Below are 23344 nucleotides of genomic sequence, written 5' to 3' on the forward strand. Positions count from 1 at the left end.
ATCGCCGGCGCTCCCCGTCCATCAGCCTGCCGCCGGCAGTTGATGCAGATAGGCGTCGAGCGCCAATGCAGTTCCTTGTGGCACATGCAGGCCCAGCTTGCTGCGGCGATAAAGAATGTCCTCGGCGGTGCGCGCCCATTCCGCCGTGACCAGATAATCCACCTCTGCCTGGTACAGGTCACCGCCAAAGGCGCGCCCAAGATCCGCGATGGTCCGGGCTGATCCCAGCAACCGGCCGACGCATGTGCCATAGGCGCGTGCGAGCCGGCGGAGCAGGGCAGGCGGCAAATGCGGCCGCTCGCGGCACAATCGCTCAACAAAGCGGGTGAAGTCACCTCCGGCAATGTCGCCGCCAGGGAGTGTCGCGCCCGCTGTCCAGGCCGGTCCCGCTCCAGGGAAGAAGGGTTGCAACTCCCGCAGCGCATGTTCGGCAAGTTTGCGATAGGTGGTGATCTTGCCGCCGAAGATGCTGAGGATTGGTGCACGCCTGTCGTCGCCATCAAGATCGAGGACATAGTCTCGCGTCACCGCCGAGGCATTGGTCGCCCGATCATCATAGAGCGGGCGAATGCCGGCATAGCTCCAGCAGATGTCGTCCGCCGAGGTTGGCCGCGAAAAATACCGGCCGATCGTGTCGAGCAGGTAGCCGGTTTCCACCGCGCTGATCTCCGCCTTTGCCGGCGCGGCATCCCATGGCTCGTCCGTGGTGCCGACCAGCGTGAACTTGCCTTCGTAGGGAATGGCAAAGACGATTCGCCGATCGGGGTTCTGCAACATGAAGGCGTGATCGCCTTCATACAGCTTGGGAACCACGAGGTGGCTGCCCTTCACCAGCCGCACGCCCCCCTCGGCACGGGCGCCGGCGGCGCGATCCAGCATGTCGCTCACCCAGGGCCCGGCGGCATTCACCAGCGCCCGCGCGCTCACCTGACGTTGCCCGGCTGAATCAGCGATCGTCGCCGTCCATGCCGCGCCGCTGCGCCGCGCCTCGATCAGCCGGGTGCGAGTTGCAATCGCCGCGCCGCGCGCGGCTGCGTCCATCGCATTCAGAACGACCAGGCGGCTATCCTCCACCCAGCAGTCCGAATAGACAAATGCCTTGCCGTCGCGACAGGCGAGCCCGTCCCCGAGCGGCGAACGGGCCAGCGCCACCGTCCGCGTACCTGGCAGCTTCTCGCGCCCGCCGAGGTGATCGTAGAGGAACAGCCCCAGCCGTACCATCCATGCAGGCCGTGGCGACTGGTTCTGGGGCAGCACAAAGGCGAGCGGCCAGATGATGTGGGGCGCCATGCCCAGCAGCCGCTCGCGCTCGATCAGCGCCTCCCGTACCAGCCGGAATTCGCCATATTCCAGATAGCGCAGCCCGCCGTGGATCAATTTGGTGGAGGCCGCGGAGGTGTGGCTGGCGAGATCGTCCTGCTCGACCAGCAACACGGAAAGGCCGCGCCCGGCGGCATCGCGCGCAATGCCCGTGCCGTTGATGCCGCCGCCAACGATCAGGAGATCCACCATAGTCGGTTCGACCTGCGCCTCCATGCAATCACCCCCTGTCCGTTGCCGCCAGCATAGCGGCGGGCGCCGGCGGTGACAGCGTTGACGATGGTCCGAAAGGCACGCCAAGGTCAGTGCCGACGAATGGGTGGAGAGAGACGTGGCGGCGCACATCCTGGTGATCGATCAAGGAACGACCTCCACGCGCAGCATCCTGTTCGACGAAAGCGCGCGTCGCGTCGCGATCGCTCAGGTGGAGTTTCCGCAGCATTATCCCGCCCACGGCTGGGTAGAGCATGATCCCGAGGATATCTGGCGCGATACGCTTGCCACCGCGCGGCAGGCGATCGGCAACGCGGGGATCGATCCGGCTGACGTCACGGGGATCGGCATCACCAATCAGCGCGAAACGGCGGTGATCTGGGATCGTGCCACCGGCCAGCCCATCCACCGCGCCATTGTGTGGCAGGACCGGCGCGGCGCGGATCTTTGTGCCCGGCTGCGCGCCGATGGTGCCGAGGATCTGATCCGCGCGCGCACTGGCCTCCTTATCGATCCCTATTTCTCGGCGACCAAGATCGCGTGGATGCTCGATCACGTGCAGGGGGCGAGGGCGCGTGCGGAGCGGGGCGAGCTGGCGTTCGGCACCATCGATGCCTTCCTGCTCTGGCGGCTGACGGGGGGAAGGGTACATGCCTCAGACGTCACCAACGCCAGCCGGACGATGTTGTTCGACATTCACCGCGGCTCATGGGACGAGGAACTATGCCGGTTGCTCGGCGTGCCGCTCGCCTTGCTGCCCGACGTGCATGACAATGCCCATGTTTATGGCGCCACCGACCGGGATTTGCTCGGCGCTGCCATTCCCATCGCGGGCATGGCCGGGGATCAGCAGGCGGCGTTGTTCGGACAGGCGTGTTTCGATCGCGGCGCGGCCAAATCGACCTATGGCACTGGCTGCTTCATGCTGCTCAACACGGGTGCGGACGCCGTCACGTCGCAGCATCGCTTGCTCACCACCCCCGCGTATCGGCTGAACGGCGAGACGACCTATGCCCTGGAAGGCTCGATCTTCGTCGCTGGCGCGGCGGTGAAATGGCTGCGCGACGGCCTCGGCATCATCACTCATGCCGGTCAGACCAACGACATGGCCACTCAAGTGCCGGACAGCCACGGCGTTTACATGGTTCCCGCCTTTGTCGGTCTCGGGGCGCCGCATTGGGATCCGGCAGCGCGGGGCGCCGTTTATGGCCTGACCCTCGATACCAGCCCGGCGCACCTCGCTCGCGCCGCGCTGGAGGCGGTCGCCTATCAAACGCTCGATCTGGCGGAGGCGATGATGGCCGACGGCGGTGGCCGGCCGGAGCGGCTTCGCGTCGACGGCGGGATGGCGGCCAACGACTGGCTCTGCGGATTTCTCGCCGATCTCATCGGCACGCCGGTGGAGCGTCCGGGCGATCTGGAAACCACCGCGCGCGGCGCTGCCTTTCATGCCGGGCTCGCCACTGGCTTATGGTCCGGTCTCGATGCACTGGCGGCGCTCTGGTCGCGCGACCGGCAGTTCGACCCGGCGATGGCCGCGGACGTGCGTGCGCCCTTGGTCGCCGGCTGGCGCGACGCCGTGCGCCGCACGCTCAGCGCCACCTGACGCCCGGCTGCGTTCACAGCAGCAGACGGAACAGCGCCCCACCGCCCGGCGCCTCATGCACCTCCAGCGTGCCACCATGCGCCACCGCAATCTGCCGTGCCAGGTTCAGCCCGACGCCGGTGCCCTTGGCACGGGTCGTGAAGAAGGGGAGGAACACCTCCTGCCTTAGCTTGGCGGGAACGCCCGGGCCGTTGTCGGCCACTTCGATCATCAACGGTTGGGCGGGGGCGATGGTCAGCGTCACGGCGGGATCGGGACGATGCTCGCTCGCCGCCTGTGCCGCATTGCGCAGCAGGTTCAGCAGCAATTGCGAGAGCAGCGCGCGGTCGCCGTGGATCGTGAGGGGACTGGCGTTCACGTGCAACGTCACGTTCGGCCATTCGGCGCGGAACAGGCGCGCATGCTCCTCGGCGAACTCGATAGCGGCGAACGCATGCTGTACCACCGTCGGTTCGCGCGCGACCACGCGATAGCTGTCGATGAAATGGCCCAGCCCCTGCGTCCGGCGTGCCAGGGTCATGGCGGCCTCCCGCGCATCCGCGATGCGGGCGGCATCGACCTGATCGTCCGACAACAGTGTCGCCGTTGTCTGCGCCAGCGACATCACGGGGGTCAGTGAATTCAGGATTTCGTGGGTGAGGACGCGGATGATGTCGGTCTGCGCCGCCATTTCCACCGCATCCAAGGTCTCCTGCACTGGTTGCACCACTACCGCGCGCGTCCGCCGCCCCAGCCGGTTGAGCGTGGCCTGCCGAACGAGCGTGCGCTTTGCCCGACCGTCGAGGTTCAGGATCAGCATCTCCTCGCCGCTGGCACCTTCGTCGGCCAGTCGCCGGGCAAAGGTGGCGCCATAGGTCGCATAATCCTCCGGCCTGACGCCCGCATGGCGCGTGAACAGCGCCCGCGCCGCCTTGTTGCCGGGCTCCACGCGGCCGCCATCGATCGTCAGCAGCGCGATTGGCATGTCATCGATCAGCGCATCCTTGAACCGCAGCTCGGCATCGATTTGCCCACGCTGTTCGCGCAGGCGCCGGATCGCGTCGTTCAGCGCGGCGCCCAGCGTGCCGAACCCGGCGCCGCCCGCCTCGGGGAAGTGCGCTGCGAAATCGCCCAGCCGCACTGCCTCCAGGAATCGCGCCAGTTCCAGATTGGTGCGCGCGACATGCCGCCACAGCGCCGCCGCCGCCAGCAGTGACAGACCAATGGCGACCACCCGCACCATGACCAGGGATGGCGTGCGGAACGCCCAGACCACCGCCATCAGTGCCAGCAGCAGCACCGATATGCGAAAGATCAGGCCAAGCGTGAAGCGCCGGTCAAAGCCCATGCTTTTCCATGCGCCGGTAAAGTGCCGCTCGCGATAGTCCCAGCTCACCGGCGGCGAGCGTGATGTTGTAGCCGTGCTTGCGGAGCGCCTCTTCCACCAGCCGCCGTTCGACCCGATCGAGGTTCAGATCCTCTGCTGGCCGGGGGTGGTGGATAACAGGCCGGCGCATACCCGGCTCCAGGCCGAAATCCTCCGGTTCGAGCACATGGCGGGCCGAAAGAATGGTGGCGCGTTCCACCGCATGGCGCAGCGCGCGGACGTTGCCGGGCCAGTCATGCGCGATCAGCGCAGCACGCGCCGCGTCGCTCAGCGCCGGGCAGAGGCGATCATAGCGTGTGGCGTAATGGCTGAGGAAATGCTCGGTTAGTTCAATAACATCCTCCGGCCGCTCGGCGAGGGGCGGCAGCGCGATCTCCACCGTATTGAGCCGGTACAATAGATCCTGGCGAAACACGCGCTCATCCATCAGCCGCTCGCGGGGCATGTTGGTGGCGGCGATCACGCGAATGTTGACCTTCACCGGCTTGTTCGCCCCCACGGGCGTTACTTGCCGCTGCTCCAGCGCGGTTAGCAACTTCGGCTGAAGGTGAAGCGGCAGGTTACCGATTTCATCCAGAAACAGCGTTCCGCCATCCGCCGCCTGGATCCGCCCGATCCGATCCGTCTTCGCGTCGGTGAATGCACCTTTGACATGGCCGAACAATTCGCTGTCGATCAGCTCCGTCGCAATCGCGCCCAGATCCACGGTCTGAAGCACCTTGGCCGCGCGCAGCGAGCGGGCGTGCAATTCACGCGCCACCACTTCCTTGCCGGTGCCGTTCTGCCCCAGCACCAGGACATTGGCGTCGGTCGGCGCGGCGCGCTCGATCAGCGAATGGACGCGCGCCATGGCGGGGGAATGGCCGAGCAGCGGGGACTTGGTGGCCGGTGAGGGTCGTGGGGCGCCAGCGGCGCTTCGCGACCGGCGCAGCGCGGCGGCCGTACGTACGGTGGCGAGCAGCCGGTCGTTCGACCAGGGCTTGGGCACGAAGTCGGTAGCGCCCCGTTTCATCGCCGCGACGGCAACATGAACCCCGGCATGGGCGGTAATCATCACCACCACCATTTCCGGGTCGATCGCGGTTAACCGGTCCAGCCACGCCAGCCCCTCGCTCGCATCCGTGGCACCGCGCGCAAAGTTTGCGTCCAATAGGACGACGTCGGGCGCCCGGCCCTCAATCTCGGGTAGCGCCTCCTCCGGGCTTCGCGCGGTTACGACCTCCCGGAACAGGGGCCTAAGCAGCAGCCGGGCTGCCAGCAGGATATCGTCGTCATCGTCGACGATCACGCAGCGATCAAATTCAGGCCCCATCCCGTCCGCTCTCGTACAGTCACCGTTCGACTTCGGACAATCAAGTCTTGTGCCAGCCCTATCAAGTGACAGTCTTTCAATACCTTGACCGCCATTGTCCGATTTTCCGCGTCGGCGCCTCTTCCTAAACCTTGGCGGCTATATCCTGAAAGTCGGGTAATTTCCGGTGTCGCAGCGGGCGGAACCCACAACGGCGCGGCGGGCCTTGATTGCAATCCGACGTTGGCCGGCGAGGGTTCGCCCGCATCTGGCACGCCGCCTGCAAGTGGCCGCGCATGACTAAAGCGCCTCTTGCCCGTTTGATGCTGCTCCTCGCCATCACGATGGCCTGCGCTGCCCTCGTCAGGGCGCCGGGAGGAGCGGCCACGCCGATATTTGCACTGTCACTGACCACCCCGAACCTCAGCTTCTCGGTGGCGTTGTGAACCGTTCGTTTTCGCACACTCCTGTCCGGAAGCGGACGCGATGAGCGTCTTGCGCATGCCGCAGGATCACGCGGCGGAGCCGCGAGCCGTGTCCGGAAGCGGCATGGACCGGGTGGTGGCCCGCAAGCACCTGCCCCGGTCCTGGATATTCGCTGGCGCCGCGGTAATCCTCGCGGTCGCAATGCTCCTGTTCTGGTGGCTTGCGCCACGGCCTGGCACGCAGTCCATCGCCGCAGACCGCCTGACGATCGCCGCCGTCCAGCGAGGTACGTTCGAGGATTACATCCCGCTGCGCACGCGGGTCACCCCGCTGCTGACCGTCTATATCGACGCCATCGAGGGCGGCCGCGTGGAAAAGGTACTGGTCGAGGATGGCACCATGCTGACCCAGGGTCAGCCAATCGCCATTCTGTCCAATGCCGAACTTCAGCTGTCCACGCTCGCGCGCCAGACCGAGGTCGAGCAGCAGATCAACAACATGCGCTCTCAGGAATTGTCACTGGCGCAAACCCGCGTGCTGAACGAGCGGGCCGTACTGGAGGCGCAGCTTGCTCTCGAAAAGGCGCAGCGTCAGTTTGATCGCGAAGCGCCGCTCGCTGCACGGGGCTTTGTCGCCGGCCGGCAGTTTGCCGATACGAGCGATCAGTTGCGCTACGAGCGGCAGCGGCTGTCCGTGGTCCGTCAGGGCCGCAGTACGGACGAGAAGTTGCAGCGCGGCCAGCTGGCACAGCAGCGCGCCTCCACCGCATCGCTTCAGGCCGGCCTCCAACTGGCACGCGCCAACCTTGATGCGCTAAACCTGCGTGCCCCCGTTTCGGGGCAGTTGTCGGGCTTCTCCATTCAGGTCGGCCAGTCCATGTCGCCCGGTGAGCGGATCGGCCAGATCGACTCACCAGGGCGAAACAAGCTCCAGGCCGGTGTGGATGAATTCTTCCTCGGCCGTGTGGAGGTCGGGCAGAAAGCGCGGATCGATGCCGGCACCCGCACTCATATGGCCCGCGTCACCAAGATCTTCCCGCAGGTCCAGAACGGCCAATTCCAGATCGAGCTTCAGTTCCTCGGCGTCGAGCCGGAGCGGCTGCAGCGCGGCCAGACTGTGCAGGCCCGCCTGACGCTCAGCGATCCGTCACCGGCCCTGCTGATCCCGAACGGCGCCTTTTACAACGACACCGGCGGCGCCTGGGTCTTCGTGGTGGCGCCCGATGGCCGCTCCGCCGTGAAGCGCCAGGTACGGCTTGGCCGACGCAACAATGATCATGTCGAGGTGCTCGACGGGCTCACGGCGGGTGAGCGCGTGATCACCTCTCCCTATACCGGGTTCGCCGACAAGGACGCGCTCGATCTCACCCAAGGAAAGGATGTTTGATGCTGCGGATGCGTGACCTGATTCGGCTGTATCGCACGGACAGCGTCGAGACGGTGGCGCTGGACGGGATCGACCTGGACATCGCCGCGGGGGAGTTCGTCGCCATCATGGGGCCGTCCGGATGCGGGAAGTCGACGCTGCTGAACGTCGTCGGCTTGCTCGATAGCCCGACCAGCGGCTCGTATGTCTTCGATGGCACCGAAGTCGCCGGCCTGGGCGAGGCGAAACTGGCGGAGTTTCGCAAGGCGCACATCGGGTTCATCTTCCAAAGCTTCAATCTCGTCGATGAGCTGACTGTTCGGGACAATATCGAGCTGGCGCTACTGTACCACGACGTCTCCGCCAAAGAGCGGCGGGCGCGGGCGGAGGAAGTGATGGACCGCGTCGGCATCGGGCATCGCGCCCGCCATCGTCCCAGCCAGCTTTCCGGCGGCCAGCAACAGCGCGTCGCCGTGGCTCGGGCCCTGGTCGCTGCGCCCAAGCTCATTCTGGCAGACGAGCCCACCGGCAATCTCGACACCAATCACGGCGAGGAGGTGATGCGTATGCTTCAGCAACTGAACGCCGAAGGGTCGACCATCGTCATGGTCACCCACTCGCCGGCTCATGCCGATTACGCGAGCCGTGTGGTCAACATGCTGGACGGCCGCATCCTCCAGGAACGCCGCCGCGCCGCATGACCGCGCTCGCTGCCCTGATCCAGCCTGTCGGACCCGCCTAGGAGGCGCCCTGCCATGTGGCGAAACTATCTCACCGTCGCGATCAACGCTCTGGCCAAGAACCGCGTTTACTCGATCATCAACCTGTTGGGCCTGGCAATCGGCATGGCCGCCTGCCTGCTGATCCTCGCCTTCATCCGCTATGAAACCAGCTTCGATCGCTGGATGCCGGATGGCGAAAACACCTATCAGTTGCAGACGTGGTTCCCCAACCCGCGCGATGGGCCGCCGTTCTTCTTGCAGATGGCAAGCTACGTCGCGGAAGAGCGAATCCGGAAGGATTTTCCGCAGGTCGAGAGCACGGTGTACCTGCTCGCGGGCAGCCCGACGATCGTCAAGGATGGGCAGGTCACGACCGCAAAGGATTATCTGGTCGCCAACGGCGACCTCCTGTCGGTGATCAACCTGCCAGTGATCAGGGGATCGAAGGGGGCTCTCAACGCGCCCGACACCGCGATCCTGACGCGGTCGGAAGCGATGCGGCAGTTCGGTACCGATGATGTGGTGGGCCGCACGATCAGCCTCATCCAAAAAGGCAAAACCTATGATTACCGCATCAATGCGGTGCTCGCCGACCTGCCGAAGAATTCACACCTGAAAATCAATGCGGTCGTCCGCCGTGATTTTGCGTCCTATTTTGCGCAGGAGCGGGAGTTTCTGAGCTGCTGGGGATGCCAGTCCGGCTGGGTCTATGTGAAGCTGAAGCCCGGCAGTGACGTGAACACCATCAATGCGCAGATGCCCGCCTGGGAAAAACGCAACATCCCTGATGAGAATTTCGGTGGTAATCGCTTCAATCAGGGCGATGATGCCGACTGGAAGCTCGTGCCGGTCGCCGATGTGCATCTGGGCAAGGCGCAGTCCGGATCGCTGACGCCGGGCAATGATCGCGGCACGATCGTGACCTTCGCGATCATCGCAGCATTGATCCTCAGCATGGCAGTGGTGAACTTCACCAACCTGGCGACGGCCAGGGCCGGTCAACGCGCACGGGAGGTGGCGCTGCGCAAGGTGCTCGGGGCCACGCGCAAGCAGCTGATCGGGCAGTTCGTTGGTGAGTCCCTGCTGGTGGCGCTGATTGCAGTTGTCATCGCCTTAGCGCTGGCGGAACTGCTGATCCGGCCGTTTGCCAGCTTCCTCGATGCCGATCTTACCTTTGATTATTTCGGATCACGCGGAATGCTGCTGCCGGCCGTATGTCTGGTAGGCATCGTCGGCTTGCTCGGCGGGCTTTACCCGGCGTTCTTCTTATCGCGTTTCCAGCCGGCAAGCGTGCTGAAGGCCAACAAGTCCTCGGCGGAAACGCCGGGAAGTGGACGGCTGCGCAGCGTGCTTGTGGTGGGGCAGTTTGCGATCTCCATCGCTCTCATCATCTGCACGGCCATCGTCTATGGCCAGACGGTGTACGCGCGCTCGGTCGATCCCGGCTACAAGCGCGATCATATTCTGCAGGTGGAGAATATGAGCCGGTACCAGCTGATCGGCCGCGGCGAGCAACTGGCCGAGCGGATGAAGCGCGTGCCTGGCGTGGTCGCGGTGGGCCGGACAGACATCGGCGTTGCGACGATGAACAACAGCAACACTGGCGTGCTGGTGCCCGGCCGTTCGGAGCCGGTTTCACTGGGGCGCTACCGCGTCGATGCAGGTTTCCGCGACGCGATGGGGCTGGATGTTGTCGCGGGCCGCTGGTTCGACCCGAGTCGTCCGATGGACGACCAGACCCTCTCGTTCCCCGAAACTCCTGAGGAAACGCGCGCGCTTGTCGCCAGGGGATCCAATGTCGTGATCAACGAATATGCGGCGCGAAAGCTTGGCGCGAGCACGCCGCGTGAAATCATCGGCAAGACCTTTCGGCTCGGCATGGGGCCCGAAGTCGGCGAAATGCCGATCACGGTTGTCGGGGTGGTGAAGGACTCGCGCTTTCGCTCGGTGCGCGAACCCCTGGATCCGATCGTATTCCTCGGCACGCGGGAAGGCACTACCCATATGGTGATCCGCTACGATGGCGATCCCGCCGCGGTGCGCGCCGGCGTCGAACGGGTGTGGAAACAAGCCGTCAGCGACGTACCGTTTGAGGCACAGTTCAGCGAAGCGATCGTCGAGGATCTCTACAAGGCGGAAGAGCGGCGCGCGCAAATCTTCGCCGGCTTTGCGATCCTGGCGGTGGTGATCGCCTGCCTCGGGCTGTTCGGGCTCGCCGCTTTCACGGCCGAACGGCGCACCAAGGAGATCGGCATTCGAAAGGTGCTTGGCGCCCGCACGCTCGACATCGTTCGGCTGCTGGTCTGGCAGTTCAGCCGGCCGGTGCTGGCGGCCAATGTCATCGCCTGGCCGATCGCTTGGTGGGTGATGCGGGACTGGTTGAACAGCTTCGACACGCGAATGGCCATGACGCCCGTGCCGTTTCTGTTGGCGGGTTCGCTGGCGCTGTCGATTGCGGTGATCACGATCGCGGGCCATGCCTTCAAGGTCGCACGGGCCAATCCGATCCGGGCGCTCCGCTACGAATGAGGTGGGATCAGCCTGCGGTTGAGCGGGGAGGGGGTGACGAGAGTGGATGGGGCCGCGTAAGCAACGCCGATGCGGCACCGCCTCCCTTCGTCAATCCTGCGCGAATATGACATTCGCGGTACTGTCGGCCAATCGCTGAGCGCCCCACATGCAATGGCGATAGGGCGTGCCTTCGGATCGATTGTTCGAAGAGGCGGAGGTGCCCGGGTGGTGGTTGGCCGCGACGGCCGCCTTTCCTCGCCGATGCTGGAAGCAGCGCTGGTTGATGGCCTGCTCGGCGCCGGGATCGACGTGGTTCGGATCGGCGTTGGCCCCTCCCCGATGCTGTACCATGCCGAACGCCACCTCGACGTGGACGGGGGTATCCAAGTCACCGGCAGCCACAATCCCCGCGACGACAACGGGTTCAAGATGGTGCTTGGACACCGCCCGTTTTTCGGATCGGACATTACGGCACTGGCCGCGCTCTCGGAGCAGGGTGATGTGGAGAGCGGCGCTGGACGCGTTAGCGAAAGGGCGATGCTTCCCGACTATGTCGGTCGTCTCGCTGCGGCCGACGGCCTTGTTCCGCTCCGTATTGCCTGGGACGCCGGCAATGGTGCCGCCGGGCCGGCGATTGAGCGCCTCGTTCGATTGCTGCCGGGTGAGCACCATTTGCTGTTCACGGACGTGGACGGCAATTTTCCCAACCATCATCCCGATCCTACCGAAGAGGCAAATCTCGCTGACCTGAAGGCGCTGGTCGCGTGCGAAAGGCTCGATCTCGGCGTAGCTTTCGACGGGGATGGCGATCGCATCGGCGCGGTTGATGGAGAAGGGCGGGTGATCGCTGGCGACCAGTTGCTTTCCATCCTTGCAGGACCAGTGCTTCGCGAGCGCCCTGGAGCGGCCATCGTGGCGGATGTGAAGGCGAGCGGCACCTTGTTTGACCACATCGCCGAACTGGGTGGCCGACCGGTGATGTGGAAGAGCGGTCACAGCAATATCAAGACGATGATGCACGAGGTTGGCGCGCCACTGGCCGGGGAGATGAGCGGGCATATCTTCTTCGGAGAGCTTGGCGGGCACGATGACGCACTCTACGCCGCGATACAGCTGATCCGCGCCGTCGGGGCGAGCGGCAAGACCTTGGCGGCGTTGCGCGATGCCATGCCGAAGGTGGTGGCCACGCCTGAACTGCGCTTCCCTGTGGATGAGCCGCGGCGAGAAGCGGTGGTGCAGGAGGTACTGGCGCGCCTAGCCGCAGATGGGGCTGAGGTCGACCGCACCGATGGCGCCCGTGTCACCACTGCGGATGGCTGGTGGCTGCTGCGTGCGTCCAACACGCAGGCGATGCTGACCGCTCGTGCCGAGGCGCGGGATCAAGGCGCGCTTGATCGGCTCGTCGCCGCGATTGACCTCCAATTGGCGCTCAGCGGGGTAAGCCGCATCCAATGAGCCGCGCGGCCTATCGAGGCTTCAACTCGGCCGACGGATCGCAGAGCGTGCGCCGCAGTTCGAACGCGACGTCCTGAGTGGCCCGGGAGACGCTCGCCGCCGCGGAATTCGGCGCGCGTGCGTCTCCCAAGCTATCACCGCGTCAGGCTGGCATTCGGTGCATCGCACACAGCTTGTTGCCGTCAGGGTCGCGGAGATAGGCGAGATATAGGCTGCCGAAGCCACCGGCGCGCACACCCGGCGCGTCCTCGATCGAAACGCCGCCGTTCTCGACGCCGGCCTTGTGCCACGCATCCGCCTGCTCGGGTCCGGACATGGCGAAGCCGATTGTGCCGCCGTTGGCATGGGTCGCGGCCTCGCCGTCGATCGGCTTGGTGACCAGGAACAGCCCGCCATTGTGCATGTAGATCAGACGGCCCTTGTCGTCCTCGATCGCCGGGTTGCCGCCCAGCGAGCCAAACAGGGCGTCATAAAATTTGCGCGAACGAGCAATGTCGTTCGATCCAACCATTACGTGGCTGAACATCGGTCCTCTCCCCTAGATTTAGGGAACTGTCATGCCCACCCGCCGTGCAGGAGTCGAGGGGCGGGCTGGATTTCGCCCGTCCCTCCATCATCCGCTCGCGACTGGCTCAGTATACCACGACGCTGCGAATGCTTTCCCCGGCATGCATCAGGTCGAAACCCTTGTTGATGTCGTCCAGGGTCAGCCGGTGCGTGATCATGGGATCGATCTGAATCAGGCCGTTCATGTACCAGTCGACGATCTTCGGCACGTCGGTGCGGCCGCGCGCGCCGCCGAACGCGGTGCCCTTCCACACTCGTCCAGTGACGAGCTGGAACGGGCGGGTCGCGATCTCCTTCCCGGCCTCCGCTACGCCGATGATGATCGATTCGCCCCAGCCGCGATGTGCGCTTTCCAGCGCCTGGCGCATCACCACCGTGTTGCCGGTGCAATCAAAGGTATAGTCGCCTCCGCCGTCGGTCATCGCGATCAGATGCTGGACGATGTCGCCAACGTCATTGGGATTGACGAAGTCTGTCATGCCGAACCTGCGGCCCCATTCCTCCCGGTCCGGGTTGATATCCACGCCCACGATCCGGGCTGCGCCCGCGAACTTGGCGCCCTGGATCACGTTAAGGCCAATACCGCCGAGGCCGAAGACGATAACAGTCGCGCCGGGCTCCACCTTGGCGGTGTTCACCACCGCGCCGACACCAGTGGTGACTCCGCAGCCGATGTAGCAACTGGTGTCGAACGGCGCATCGGTGCGGATCTTGGCCACCGCGATTTCGGGCAGGACGGTGAAGTTCGAGAAGGTCGAGCAGCCCATGTAATGAAAGATCTGCTGGCCCTTGTAGCTGAAGCGGCTGGTGCCGTCCGGCATCAGGCCTTTGCCCTGAGTCGCGCGGATCGCGGTGCAAAGGTTCGTCTTCTGGCTGAGGCAGGATTTACACTGGCGGCATTCCGGCGTGTAGAGCGGGATGACGTGATCGTCGGGCGCGACGCTGGTGACCCCGGGTCCAACCTCGCGCACGATACCGCAGCCTTCGTGACCGAGGATCGAGGGGAAGATGCCCTCGGAATCGAGGCCGTCGAGCGTGTAGGCGTCGGTGTGGCAAATTCCGGTCGCCATGATCTCGACCAGAACCTCGCCGGCCTTCGGCCCTTCAAGGTCGAGTTCGACGATCTCCAGCGGCTTCTTCGCCTCGAATGCGACGGCTGCACGGGTTTTCATTGGGGCGCTCCTTGGTTGGGCTCGCCCGCCTTCTAGGATGAAATCCAGGGATTTCTACCACCTGCCCGTCCATTGGGCAGCCTCAAATCAGGCGAGCGCCGCCCGCAGGATAGCGCGGGTGCCGCGATGCGACGGATCATATTCGACGCTTGACTGCAGGCTTTGTGCCATAGCCCGGATCAGCTTTGTGCCGACACCGGTTCCGCCTGGCGAGATGCCGCCCGACATGCCGACACCATCGTCCTCAACCGCCAGCAGAAACACGTCATCGCCTTCCCGATGCAGGGCGATGCGAACTTCGCCGCTGCCGGCAGGGTAGGCATATTTGCAGGCGTTGCTGACGAGTTCGGTTACGATCACGCCCAGCGACACGGCTCGGTCTGTGGGCAATCGGATCGGTTCTGCCGCCAGCCGGAGCGCGCGCGGGCGATCGACGGTCGACCATGTTTCTGCAAGCTCGTCGACCAGCGTGCCGAGATACTCGCGCATGTCGACATGTTCGACGTCGCCGCCGGTGTAGAGCCGACGATGCACCTGAGCGATGGCGCTGATCCGGCGTTGCGTATCTTCCAGCGCGGCCCGTGCGCCCGGATCGGTGAGGGCACCCGCCTGCAACCGCACCATTGCCGATACGAGCTGCAGTGAATTGGCGACTCGGTGGTTTACCTCCGCTAACAGCGCTTCCAGCCGTGCGTTGGAGACGCGCAGCGACTCCTCGGCGGCGGATTTTTGCTTCTCTAGCTGGGCATGCGCCACAACTGCCCGGAATGATGCGTCGAGCAGGTCGAAAAAGTCGTCGCCCACCGATTTCACGACATAGTCGGAAGCACCGGCACGCAGCGCGGCTACGGCGACCCGTTGCTCTTCCGAACCGGTGACATAAACGACGCTTGGCGGATCGGGCAGCTGCCGAAGGCGTGCCAGCGTTTCCAGCCCGTCGATTCCGGGCATGTAATGGTCGACGGCGACGAGATGAAAGCGCTGCTCGGCGGCGATGCGCACCCCCAGTTCGCCACCGTCCGCCGTCGTAACGTCCCACCCGCGACGAGCCAGGGCGCGCGAGGCGAGGCGACGAATACCCTCGTCATCGTCGATGTAGAGAATGCGATCCATCAGGCGCTCGCATTCAGCTCAGCGTCAGAACGCACCAAGCGACGACCGACGCCCGCAAGATCCGCCGCTGGGCCAAGGCAGCCGCTCGCGCGGCCGCAATTGCGCGGCTGACCACTAGACACGATCGGAGAACCGCCGCGCATCATCCCTCGAGATCGGGAACCTGGATCACGGACAGAAAGAGGCCGAGCTGGCGGATCGCCTGAGCGAAGCTTTCGTAGTTCACCGGCTTGGTGATGTAGACGTTGGCGCCAAGATCGTAGCAGCGCTGAATCTCGCGGCTATCGTCTGTCGTGGTCAGGACCACCACCGGCGTGCGCTTAACCGGCCCATCGGACTGCTTGATCTTCGCGAGAATATCCGTCCCGCTCATGTCCGGGAGATTGAGGTCGAGCAGCACCAGCGCGGGGCCGTTCAGGGCCGGGCCGTCAGGCGCGTTGAACAGATAGTCGAGCGCGCTGGTCCCGTCGAGAAAATGCTTGATGTCGTTGAGGATGCCCGCACGACGGATGTTCTTTTCGATAAGGCGCGCGTGGCCTTCGTCATCCTCGATCATCACGATGCTGACGGATTGATGTGCGTTCATCTCAAGATTTTTCCTGCAAGGTCAGCGTCGGCGGCAGCGATAGGCGGAAGGTTGCCCCTTCGCCAAGCGCAGACCGCAAAGTAATCGTACCGCCGAGGCGATAGGCAAGAGCGCGGACATGGGCGAGGCCAATGCCTTCGCCGGGCTGGTCCTGCGTGCCGGACCGACGGAACAGATCAAAAACACGCTCGTGATCGCGCGGGTCGATGCCGCGGCCATTGTCAGAGACGGCGATCCACACCCGGTCACCCGCCGTGCCACCACTCACCTGTACTTCGACGGGGCGGTCAGGGTGGCGATATTTAACCGCGTTCTCGATCAGGTTCGACAGGATCTGCTCGATTGCCACGCGATCGCTGACCAGCGCTGGTAGGATGCCGTCAACATCGATCCGGGCGCCCGTCTCATCCAGTCGGTGCGCCATCGAATCGCGAATCTGGCCAACCATCCGCATCAGATCGAGCGGCTCGGGCGCAAGCACCCGCCGCCCCTGTCGGGATAGGGCGAGGATCGCGTTGATCAGCCGATCCATCTTCTGGGTCGATGTGCGAATAAAGCCGATCGCTTCAGGCAAGTCTTCCTGCGCGGCAAGGCGCGCGTCATCGGTCAGGATGGCCGGCGCATCCTGCTCCACACGCTCGACCAACGCGCGCAAAGCCGCTGCCGCTGCTTCCAGTTCGGCAGTGAAGCCCATTACGTTTACCAGCGGCGAGCGAAGATCGTGGCTGACGATATAAGCGAATCGCTGAATCTCGTCATTGGCGCGAGAAAGATCCGCCGTGCGATCCACCACGATCGCTTCAAGGCTTTCGTTCAACTGCTGGAGTTGCTCGCGAGACTGCGCCAGATCGCTGGTGTAGCGCACCACCACCAGAAGCGCGGCCACCGCCACTGCAACCAGCAGCACCCCCGCCACCGCCAGGACCGTGTAGAACAGGCCGATGCTGCGTTCCTGCTGCGCATCACGCGCCGCCAGCAATTCTCGTTCCTCCCGTGCCATGGCATCGAAGACAGCGCGGATTTCGCCAAGGCGGGTACTGCTCAGTTCGGCCTGAAAGCGCTCGTTCGCTTCCTTCACCTTACCGCCGATGATGAGCTCCACACTTTGCGCGCGCAGCGCTAGCAACTCGCGAAGGTGCCGTTCCAGCGTGCGGATGTGTGACTGTTGCCGCGGATTGTCGTACGTCAGCTGCCGCAGCCTTTTGGCCGCCCGTGGCAGCGCTGCCGCCGCCTCATTGTAGGATTCAAGGAAGCTCGGCGTGTCCGGAGACAACAGGAACCCGCGGCGCGTCGTCTCGCCCTGCTCGATCAGACGGCGGGTGTCCGCGATCGCCAGCTCGACCTCATAGGTATGCGAGACAGCCTGGCTGTGCCGCGCCAGCTCGCCCGTCACCCATGCAGCGGCAAAGCCTGCGGCGATCAGCGCAAAAAAGCCGACCGCCATAAAGGCGATCAGCACGCGCCCGATCTTGCCTTCGCTTGTAGCGAAGTTTTGCCCCCGTTCCCCGGCCATCGCAGATGCGTCTAGGAGCGGATCGGAGAAAACGCCAGAGCTGCTGTCCTGACTTTGCTAAAGCAGCAGTTCCTGGGCGCTCATCCGGCCGACGAGCCCACCGCCACGGCGGCGGGCCAACTCGGTTTCGGCCGTGAACCGCACGTCCGGATCGCGATCGGTCAGGAACTTGATCAGGCTCTCCTCCTCGATCTCGTTCCACGGCTTGCCGCGGTCTGGGCCGAAGCGCACCCGTGGCAGCAAGGCCGGTATGCTGGACCATTCGATCAGCTGCTCAACACTGGCTTCGTTCAATTGATCCCGCAGATGGTGGGCCGTGACATAGGCGTCCGGGAACGCGCGGTGCGCCGGCAAGCCACGCTCATGGTCCAGGCCCTCCGGCTTGCGCCAGTATCGTAGCACCTGATTGGAAAAACTGGGCGAGTCGGGCCAGAGGCGTAAAGCGCACTTCCATGTGCAGATCCACTGCGCACCGTGGGTGAGCGCGGGCGTGCAGAATTGCTGCTCGAAATCGGCGCGATGCGCAGCGAGCGCAACGCGGCGAGGATAGGGATCCAGGACGTTTCGGGCGACGTCATGCCACCATGGCGCGTCGGCCACATCCTCATCGCGAATATGATGGATCGCTTGTGTGATCGGCGGCATGGACCGGCCCGGATTGACCAGCCGCTGCCCGCCTTCGCCGTACAGCTCCCATCGTCCGTCTGGTCCGAGCGCCACATCCTGCCAACCGATCTCACATACGCCATGCTGGGGCGGAGCGTTGCCGGTGGTTTCGAGATCGATGACGCGGATGATGCTTGGTTGGCGACGCATGATGCCCATGTGGGGACTTGCGGCGGCGCTGTCATCCGTCCCGCGCAAGTTCCCCTCGCGCCGCCGATCAGGCCGCGACCATTACCGACAGCAAATCATCCACATTCCCGACGGCAAAGGCGCTGTACTCGTCACCAATCGCATACGGCAACAGGATGCGCCTGCGGTGAAGCAGCGCACCGCAGCTATAGGTGACATTGGGCACGTAACCGCCCCGCTGCTCGGCGCTGGGAAACAGGAGCGGTGAGGGGGTGCGTGCCAGCACACGGGACGGATCGGCCTTGTCGAGCAGACAGGCACCGACGCAATAGCCGCGCACCAAGCCTACACCGTGGGTGAACACCAGCCAGCCTTCGTCGATTTCGATGGGCGAGCCGCAGTTCCCCATCTGGACGAACTCCCATGGATATTTGGGCGCGAGGATCCGCACGCCGTCGTCCCAATGTTCCAGCCGATCGGACCGGAGCAGCCAGATGTTCTCATTGTCCTGACGGCCCAGCATCACGAACTGGCCGCCGATCTTGCGTGGAAACAGCGCCATGCCCTTGTACCCGGACATGGCGCCGGTCAGCGCGCGCATCTCCACGGTGCGCATATCGACCCCGCGAAGCATCTCCTGCCGGGCGGTCACCCCGTCGAAGGCAGTGTAGGTCCCGATCACGCTGCGATTCCCGTCATCGTCGGTGAAACGAACCATGCGCAGATCCTCGATGCCTGAGCGTTGGCTGGGCAGCACCGGAAACAGCACGGTTTCCGAAACATCATCGCTCTCGTCGCACAGCAGCCGGATCCATCCGGCTTCTTCCTTGTCTATTCGCGGCGGAACACCTTGTTGGCTGGCCGGATGGACGATGACCTGGTCGCCCGCATCCCATGTTCCGGTGCGGAACGTCACGGAGGAAATATGACCCTCCCCGATCCCCCTCAGGGATAGTAGAAAGGCAAGCGAGTCGTCGTTCTCGTCCGCATCCGGCAGTGGAATGATGCTGGGATTGAAGAGAGCGGCCGATTCAAAAGCATATTCCTGGCTGAAGTAAGCGCCGATCAGCAGGCGGTCCGTCTCGTCGAGATTTGGCGGCAGCTTCAGATCGCCGGCGACATCAGCGAAGCGGCGCAGAAAGGTGGCGTCTGCATTGCGGTGGCGTTCATGCATCGGCCGCTGGAGCAGCATGCGCATTCGTTCACGCATCGGCTTGTCGAGCGACAGCAACCGATCGGCCACCTGCTGCATCCGCTTGGGGCGGTCTTTGCCGAATGGCTCGGGATAGGCGAAGCTGAACGGGCGAATGACGGTGCGGGACGGGTCCGGCTTCAACTCGATTGATAAGGTGCTGAACACGTCCGCTGCGTTCATCGTGGTATCCCTTGCGGTTGAAGTGGAGATCAGGAATTCTCGGGCGGTGCACTGGAATGCGCCACCGGCCCGTCTTGGTCGGCGATTGGCGGCTTTGGCGCCAGAAACAATGTGCGGGTCGGAACGGCGATGGTGATACCGGCCGCGCTCAGCCGCTCGTAGATCGACAGCAGCAAATCCTGCCGCACGGTCGTGCTTTCCCCGAAGTCACTGAGTGCAATGTAGGAAAATACCTCAATCTCCAGTGCGCTTTCCCCGAAGTTGTTGAACCGCGCCCGCGGCCCATCCTTTGAGATGTTCTCGTTCGAGAGCAGCACGTCCTCAATGATCGCCACCGCCTCCCGGATTTTATCGGGCGAGGTATATTCGATGTAGATCTTAGGCGCGAAAAGGAAGCGGTCCCGCTTGGCAAAATTCTCGATCTGACGGGAGGAGAAATCGCCGTTCGGGATGGTGACAATCGTCCGATCATTAGTGCGAATACGAGTGGACCGGATGCCGACGTCCTCCACCGTACCGACTACGTCTCCCACGCGGCAAAAATCGCCGACCTGGACGGGACGATCGGCAATCACGGTGACACTGCCGACCAAGTTCTCGACTGTCTTCTGCGCGCCTAGTGCGAGGGCGATACCGCCAATACCCAGTGCCGCAATGCCGGTCGTGACATCGATGCCGAACGTGTCGAGCACGGCGACGATGCTGAACACCAACAGCAGGATCTTCGCCGCCCGCCGCAACAGCGTGACGACCGAAACGGCCTGACGGCGGGATCGGCGATGCATCCGTGCAATGGCGACATCCGCGACGGCATCGACCAGGCGAAGGCCAAACCACACCAACGCAATGGCCGCGACCCCGCCGGCGTACCGCAGCAGCGTTTGGCGGGCGACAATCGCTACCTGAAGGCGCTCGGCCCAAGTGTAGAATGCCATAACCGCGATGAAGAGGCTGAGCGGCGGCAGAGCGGCGTGGAAGAAGCGATATACTGCATTCGCATCCGGATCGGTAATGCCGCGGCGCATTACGGCCAGTGCAGCGGCAGCAATCAGTCGTAAGATCACAAAACTGAGCGCAGCAATGCCGATCAGCAATGCCCAGTCTTCGGCCGGTGCGCCGGCAACGTCGATGCCGACGACGGCGTCGGTAGAAGGGGCGGCGACCTTTGTGGCCGGCACTGCCATTAACTGCCGGATCGTATCATGTGAGATCCGCCACACGGAGCGACCGTTCAATGATCCATGGGTCAGCAAGATCGGCGCGTCGCCGGTGCTTCCCTTGAGGTCGCCGGCAAGTTCGCGGTCGAGCGGCAGGTCGTCGTCGATGCGCCCCGCAGGCTCATTCGATAGCCGAGCAAACGGCAACAGCGTGCCGCCACTGTCCAGCAGCACTTGCAACCGGCGGGCCAGCTCCGACGCGCCGTCCATCACTCGCGCGTCGTCCTGCACCGGCAGGTCGAAGTAATTGGCGGCTCGGTTATAGTCGCGCTTCGCGAGTGCTTCGATCAATCCGCTAACGGTGGAACGCGGCGTTTCACGACCAAAAGGGTCCGCCGGGATGGTCGGCGCGGTACTATTCGCGGGTGCGTCCTGAGCCAGCGCAGGTATGCCGGTCATCGTGGCGAGAAGGAGAATGAGGAGGAAACGACGAAGATAGCTGAGCACGGTCACCTGCGGCGTTTAAGACGTCCGTGAAGGAAACGCCGTTGCCCGCCGAAAGGTCGCACCATCCGTGGTGTCAGGACAACGCTTCGCCCCCCCCGGCTGATATAGCCGCTCGCGCAGTGCCCGGCGGCCGCAGCGCTCAGTCCCGCGACGATCGCGCTTCGGCGATTGCTTCCTGCAAACGATCAAAGGGCAAGGCGCCAGAGAGTACCTTATCACCCACTACCCACGCCGGCGTCCCGCTGATGCCCAACTTCGCAGCCAGGCCCAGATTGCCTGCGATCTCCGTGTCAACGTCATCAGGCATTTTGGTGAGGTCCACGCCCGTGCTCCGCGCCGCGGCGGCGATCGACTGCGCACTCACTGCCCCGCCTGCGTATAGTGCCTGGTGAAAGGCCGGAAACCGTCCTTGTGCAGCCGCGGCAAGTGAAGCACGGGCCGCATCCCGACTTTCCTCGGCCAGAATCGGCAGCTCGCGGAACACGACCCGCAACTTCGGATCGCTCTTTACCAGTCGATCGATGGTCGGCAGGCTCGCCCGGCAATAGCCGCAGTTGTAATCGAAGAACTCGACGAGAGTAACGTCGCCATTTCGGTTGCCCATCACCGCTCCCGGATATGGCGTTTCGATCCGGGACCGATTGGCCGCCACCGCACGGCCGCTTTCGCGCTCCTGCAGCTTCTGCATCGCCTGCGGGATTATCTCGGGATTGCTGAGGAGGTAGTCATGCACCACCTTCTCGATCTGCGCCTTGTCACTTACGCGCAGGTCACCGGGGGCAGCCCGTTCGGCCAGCCACATGCCCACGGCACCGAAGGTCGCCCCCAGCAGCACGACCAGCAACAGGGTAAGTCGGTTCATTTGCGCTTGCGCTTGTCGCCGTCGAGGGAATTGGCAGATGTCATCGCAATATCCTGTGCCCGGATCCAGTCAGGCGTATTTTGTGGGATGCCTGCAAGGGCATAGCGTGCGCTAGCCGCAGCCGTGCGGTGATCGCCTACCATGCTGGCGCGTTCGGCCGTGGCGAGCGCTGCCCGCGCAGGATCGCCGGTGCGCTCATAAACGGTACCGAGTTGATACCAGGCGAAGGGGTTCTGATCATCGCGGGCGACGGCCGTACGCAGCACGCGCTTGGCTTCCTCGTAGTTCGCCTTGTCCTCCGTTGCGATCAGTGCATGGCCGAACGTGGTGGCGATCAGCGGGTTGTTGCGCGATCCGTCAGTTGCGGCGCGCAGCGGCGCCAAGGCCTCCTGCGGCTTGCCTGCCTCAAGCAGGATCTGGCCCTTGATCTCCAGGAAGTAGGGATCGTTGGGCTTGTTGGTCACGAGGGCGTCGGCCTCAGCGTTTGCCTTCTCGGGATAGCCGCTGCGGTGATAGGCATAGGCGCGGGCGTAGTGCGCGTAGATGGTCTGGGTGCCCTCCGGATATTTCTGGAGCGCCTGCGCGGGCGGTAGCAGATAACCGTCCAGTTTGGCCTGGACCCGCTTGAAGCGCTCTTCCCAATCCTGATTGAGCGGCTTGTTCCAGGCTGCCGAAGCCTGCAGCGTTTCTGAAACCGCCGCCACGCGTTCGGACGAAACCGGGTGGCTGAGCATGTACTCAACCTTGCGGGTGATGCCGTAGCGATATTCAAGCTGCTGCATCGTCTTGAAGAAATTGAGATATCCCTTGCCGCTGATCCCGGCGGCGTTGAGATATTTTGCGCCGGCGGCGTCGGTTGAGGCCTCCTGCTGACGCGAGAAGGCGAGATACTTGGTCATGGCGGCTTGCTGCCCCGCGGCGAGAACGCCGGCGCCCGCTTCCCCGGCTCCAGCGGCCATTGCCGCCAGGCCCAGCACCATGGAAAGGATGGAGATGCCAGTCGCTTCCTGAAAGCCGCGGCCGGCAAGCGAGACGTGCCCGCCCGTAATGTGGCCGAGTTCATGGGCGATGACGCCCTGCACTTCGTTGGCGGTCTTAGCCGCCTGGATCGTGCCAGAGTGCACATAGACGATCTGGCCGCCCGCTACGAAGGCGTTGATCGAATCATCGTTAACCAGGACGACCTTCACGTCGCTGGGCCGCAACCCGGCGGCGGTGATGAGCGGAGCCGTCATGTCCGCCAGCAACGTCTCAGTCTCGGCATCGCGCAAGATCGACTGCGCCTGGGCAGCCTGTGCCATGGAAACGCAGGCCAGGGCCGCAGCGGCCAGTAGGCGAAGAGCAGCGGAGCGGCGGGTCACAGCTGCGGGCGCTGCATGATCGATCGGCGAGCGACGGACATGCGCCGGACCCAGCATGATG

The 23344-nt window shown here is 64.2% G+C and carries 19 protein-coding genes; 6 read left to right on the forward strand and 13 right to left on the reverse strand.

What is annotated here, in order from left to right:
- Nucleotides 1-21: 21 nt before the first annotated feature.
- A complete protein-coding gene (gene glpD, locus LQ954_RS00195; protein WP_231021356.1) occupies nucleotides 22-1536 on the reverse strand; it encodes a glycerol-3-phosphate dehydrogenase in 1515 nt (504 codons plus the stop codon).
- A gap of 115 nt (nucleotides 1537-1651) precedes the next feature.
- On the opposite strand from glpD, the gene glpK reads away from it, so the two are divergent.
- Nucleotides 1652-3139 carry a glycerol kinase GlpK gene (glpK, locus tag LQ954_RS00200; protein WP_231021357.1) on the forward strand — a complete coding sequence of 496 codons (1488 nt, stop codon included), beginning with the start codon at nucleotides 1652-1654 and terminating at the stop codon, nucleotides 3137-3139.
- Between the two features lie 13 nt (nucleotides 3140-3152).
- Here glpK and LQ954_RS00205 read toward each other — a convergent pair whose 3' ends face one another.
- Together LQ954_RS00205 and LQ954_RS00210 are read right to left on the reverse strand one after the other, a co-directional pair.
- The gene (locus LQ954_RS00205; protein ID WP_231021358.1) at nucleotides 3153-4514 is read right to left on the reverse strand and encodes a sensor histidine kinase; all 1362 of its coding nucleotides are present in this window, start codon (nucleotides 4512-4514) and stop codon (nucleotides 3153-3155) included.
- The gene (locus LQ954_RS00210) at nucleotides 4456-5817 is read right to left on the reverse strand and encodes a sigma-54-dependent transcriptional regulator (RefSeq protein ID WP_231021359.1); all 1362 of its coding nucleotides are present in this window, start codon (nucleotides 5815-5817) and stop codon (nucleotides 4456-4458) included. The genes LQ954_RS00205 and LQ954_RS00210 overlap by 59 nt, the downstream gene beginning before the upstream one ends.
- Before the next feature lie 275 nt (nucleotides 5818-6092).
- On the opposite strand from LQ954_RS00210, the gene LQ954_RS00215 reads away from it, so the two are divergent.
- From LQ954_RS00215 to pgmG, 5 genes are all read left to right on the forward strand, one after another.
- Nucleotides 6093-6242: a hypothetical protein gene (locus LQ954_RS00215; RefSeq protein WP_227771143.1), complete on the forward strand. Its 150-nt coding sequence runs from the start codon at nucleotides 6093-6095 to the stop codon at nucleotides 6240-6242.
- A gap of 40 nt (nucleotides 6243-6282) precedes the next feature.
- Nucleotides 6283-7608: an efflux RND transporter periplasmic adaptor subunit gene (locus LQ954_RS00220; RefSeq protein WP_227771144.1), complete on the forward strand. Its 1326-nt coding sequence runs from the start codon at nucleotides 6283-6285 to the stop codon at nucleotides 7606-7608.
- Nucleotides 7608-8288, forward strand: a complete 681-nt coding sequence (locus LQ954_RS00225; protein WP_231021360.1) for an ABC transporter ATP-binding protein — start codon at nucleotides 7608-7610, stop codon at nucleotides 8286-8288. Before LQ954_RS00220 ends, LQ954_RS00225 begins: the two co-directional genes overlap by 1 nt.
- A 54-nt stretch (nucleotides 8289-8342) precedes the next feature.
- On the forward strand, nucleotides 8343-10838 hold the full coding sequence (locus LQ954_RS00230; protein ID WP_231021361.1) for an ABC transporter permease: 2496 nt from the start codon (nucleotides 8343-8345) through the stop codon (nucleotides 10836-10838).
- A gap of 69 nt (nucleotides 10839-10907) precedes the next feature.
- Nucleotides 10908-12275 (forward strand): phosphoglucomutase/phosphomannomutase PgmG, encoded by a 1368-nt coding sequence (pgmG, locus tag LQ954_RS00235; protein ID WP_231021362.1) that lies wholly within the window; start codon nucleotides 10908-10910, stop codon nucleotides 12273-12275.
- A 142-nt stretch (nucleotides 12276-12417) separates the two neighbouring features.
- Here the strand turns inward: pgmG and LQ954_RS00240 are convergent, their stop codons facing one another.
- From LQ954_RS00240 to LQ954_RS00285, 10 genes are all read right to left on the reverse strand, one after another.
- Nucleotides 12418-12801, reverse strand: coding sequence for a VOC family protein (locus tag LQ954_RS00240; protein ID WP_231021363.1), 384 nt, complete (start codon nucleotides 12799-12801; stop codon nucleotides 12418-12420).
- 106 nt (nucleotides 12802-12907) lie between these two features.
- Nucleotides 12908-14014 carry an S-(hydroxymethyl)glutathione dehydrogenase/class III alcohol dehydrogenase gene (locus LQ954_RS00245; RefSeq protein ID WP_231021364.1) on the reverse strand — a complete coding sequence of 369 codons (1107 nt, stop codon included), beginning with the start codon at nucleotides 14012-14014 and terminating at the stop codon, nucleotides 12908-12910.
- Between the two features lie 87 nt (nucleotides 14015-14101).
- Nucleotides 14102-15127, reverse strand: a complete 1026-nt coding sequence (locus LQ954_RS00250) for a sensor histidine kinase (protein ID WP_227771150.1) — start codon at nucleotides 15125-15127, stop codon at nucleotides 14102-14104.
- 142 nt (nucleotides 15128-15269) lie between these two features.
- A complete protein-coding gene (locus tag LQ954_RS00255; protein WP_227771151.1) occupies nucleotides 15270-15713 on the reverse strand; it encodes a response regulator in 444 nt (147 codons plus the stop codon).
- A gap of 1 nt (nucleotide 15714) precedes the next feature.
- Nucleotides 15715-17226: a sensor histidine kinase gene (locus LQ954_RS00260; protein WP_231021365.1), complete on the reverse strand. Its 1512-nt coding sequence runs from the start codon at nucleotides 17224-17226 to the stop codon at nucleotides 15715-15717.
- A 57-nt stretch (nucleotides 17227-17283) separates the two neighbouring features.
- On the reverse strand, nucleotides 17284-18042 hold the full coding sequence (locus LQ954_RS00265) for an exonuclease domain-containing protein (protein ID WP_227771153.1): 759 nt from the start codon (nucleotides 18040-18042) through the stop codon (nucleotides 17284-17286).
- Between the two features lie 67 nt (nucleotides 18043-18109).
- Nucleotides 18110-19396, reverse strand: a complete 1287-nt coding sequence (locus tag LQ954_RS00270; RefSeq protein WP_227771154.1) for a glycoside hydrolase family 130 protein — start codon at nucleotides 19394-19396, stop codon at nucleotides 18110-18112.
- A gap of 29 nt (nucleotides 19397-19425) precedes the next feature.
- Nucleotides 19426-21066 carry a mechanosensitive ion channel family protein gene (locus LQ954_RS00275; RefSeq protein WP_231021366.1) on the reverse strand — a complete coding sequence of 547 codons (1641 nt, stop codon included), beginning with the start codon at nucleotides 21064-21066 and terminating at the stop codon, nucleotides 19426-19428.
- Nucleotides 21067-21199: 133 nt separating this feature from the next.
- Entirely contained in the window at nucleotides 21200-21922 is a 723-nt protein-coding gene (locus LQ954_RS00280) for a DsbA family protein (protein ID WP_231021367.1), read from the reverse strand.
- Complete coding sequence (locus LQ954_RS00285; RefSeq protein WP_231022679.1) at nucleotides 21919-23223, reverse strand: M48 family metalloprotease; 1305 nt, start codon at nucleotides 23221-23223, stop codon at nucleotides 21919-21921. Before LQ954_RS00285 ends, LQ954_RS00280 begins: the two co-directional genes overlap by 4 nt.
- Nucleotides 23224-23344: the final 121 nt, after the last annotated feature.

This window comes from Sphingomonas sp. IC-11, assembly GCF_021043365.1.
Taxonomy (GTDB): Bacteria; Pseudomonadota; Alphaproteobacteria; order Sphingomonadales; family Sphingomonadaceae; genus Sphingomonas.

Bases quoted from the DNA above. Each gene is read 5' to 3' on its own strand.
- glpD (WP_231021356.1), bottom strand. From the start codon at position 1,536: ATGGAGGCGCAGGTCGAACCGACTATGGTGGATCTCCTGATCGTTGGC.
- LQ954_RS00210 (WP_231021359.1), bottom strand. From the start codon at position 5,817: ATGGGGCCTGAATTTGATCGCTGCGTGATCGTCGACGATGACGACGAT.
- LQ954_RS00215 (WP_227771143.1), top strand. From the start codon at position 6,093: ATGACTAAAGCGCCTCTTGCCCGTTTGATGCTGCTCCTCGCCATCACG.
- LQ954_RS00220 (WP_227771144.1), top strand. From the start codon at position 6,283: ATGAGCGTCTTGCGCATGCCGCAGGATCACGCGGCGGAGCCGCGAGCC.
- LQ954_RS00225 (WP_231021360.1), top strand. From the start codon at position 7,608: ATGCTGCGGATGCGTGACCTGATTCGGCTGTATCGCACGGACAGCGTC.
- LQ954_RS00230 (WP_231021361.1), top strand. From the start codon at position 8,343: ATGTGGCGAAACTATCTCACCGTCGCGATCAACGCTCTGGCCAAGAAC.
- pgmG (WP_231021362.1), top strand. From the start codon at position 10,908: ATGCGGCACCGCCTCCCTTCGTCAATCCTGCGCGAATATGACATTCGC.
- LQ954_RS00240 (WP_231021363.1), bottom strand. From the start codon at position 12,801: ATGTTCAGCCACGTAATGGTTGGATCGAACGACATTGCTCGTTCGCGC.
- LQ954_RS00245 (WP_231021364.1), bottom strand. From the start codon at position 14,014: ATGAAAACCCGTGCAGCCGTCGCATTCGAGGCGAAGAAGCCGCTGGAG.
- LQ954_RS00250 (WP_227771150.1), bottom strand. From the start codon at position 15,127: ATGGATCGCATTCTCTACATCGACGATGACGAGGGTATTCGTCGCCTC.
- LQ954_RS00255 (WP_227771151.1), bottom strand. From the start codon at position 15,713: ATGAACGCACATCAATCCGTCAGCATCGTGATGATCGAGGATGACGAA.
- LQ954_RS00260 (WP_231021365.1), bottom strand. From the start codon at position 17,226: ATGGCCGGGGAACGGGGGCAAAACTTCGCTACAAGCGAAGGCAAGATC.
- LQ954_RS00265 (WP_227771153.1), bottom strand. From the start codon at position 18,042: ATGCGTCGCCAACCAAGCATCATCCGCGTCATCGATCTCGAAACCACC.
- LQ954_RS00270 (WP_227771154.1), bottom strand. From the start codon at position 19,396: ATGAACGCAGCGGACGTGTTCAGCACCTTATCAATCGAGTTGAAGCCG.
- LQ954_RS00280 (WP_231021367.1), bottom strand. From the start codon at position 21,922: ATGAACCGACTTACCCTGTTGCTGGTCGTGCTGCTGGGGGCGACCTTC.
- LQ954_RS00285 (WP_231022679.1), bottom strand. From the start codon at position 23,223: ATGGCACAGGCTGCCCAGGCGCAGTCGATCTTGCGCGATGCCGAGACT.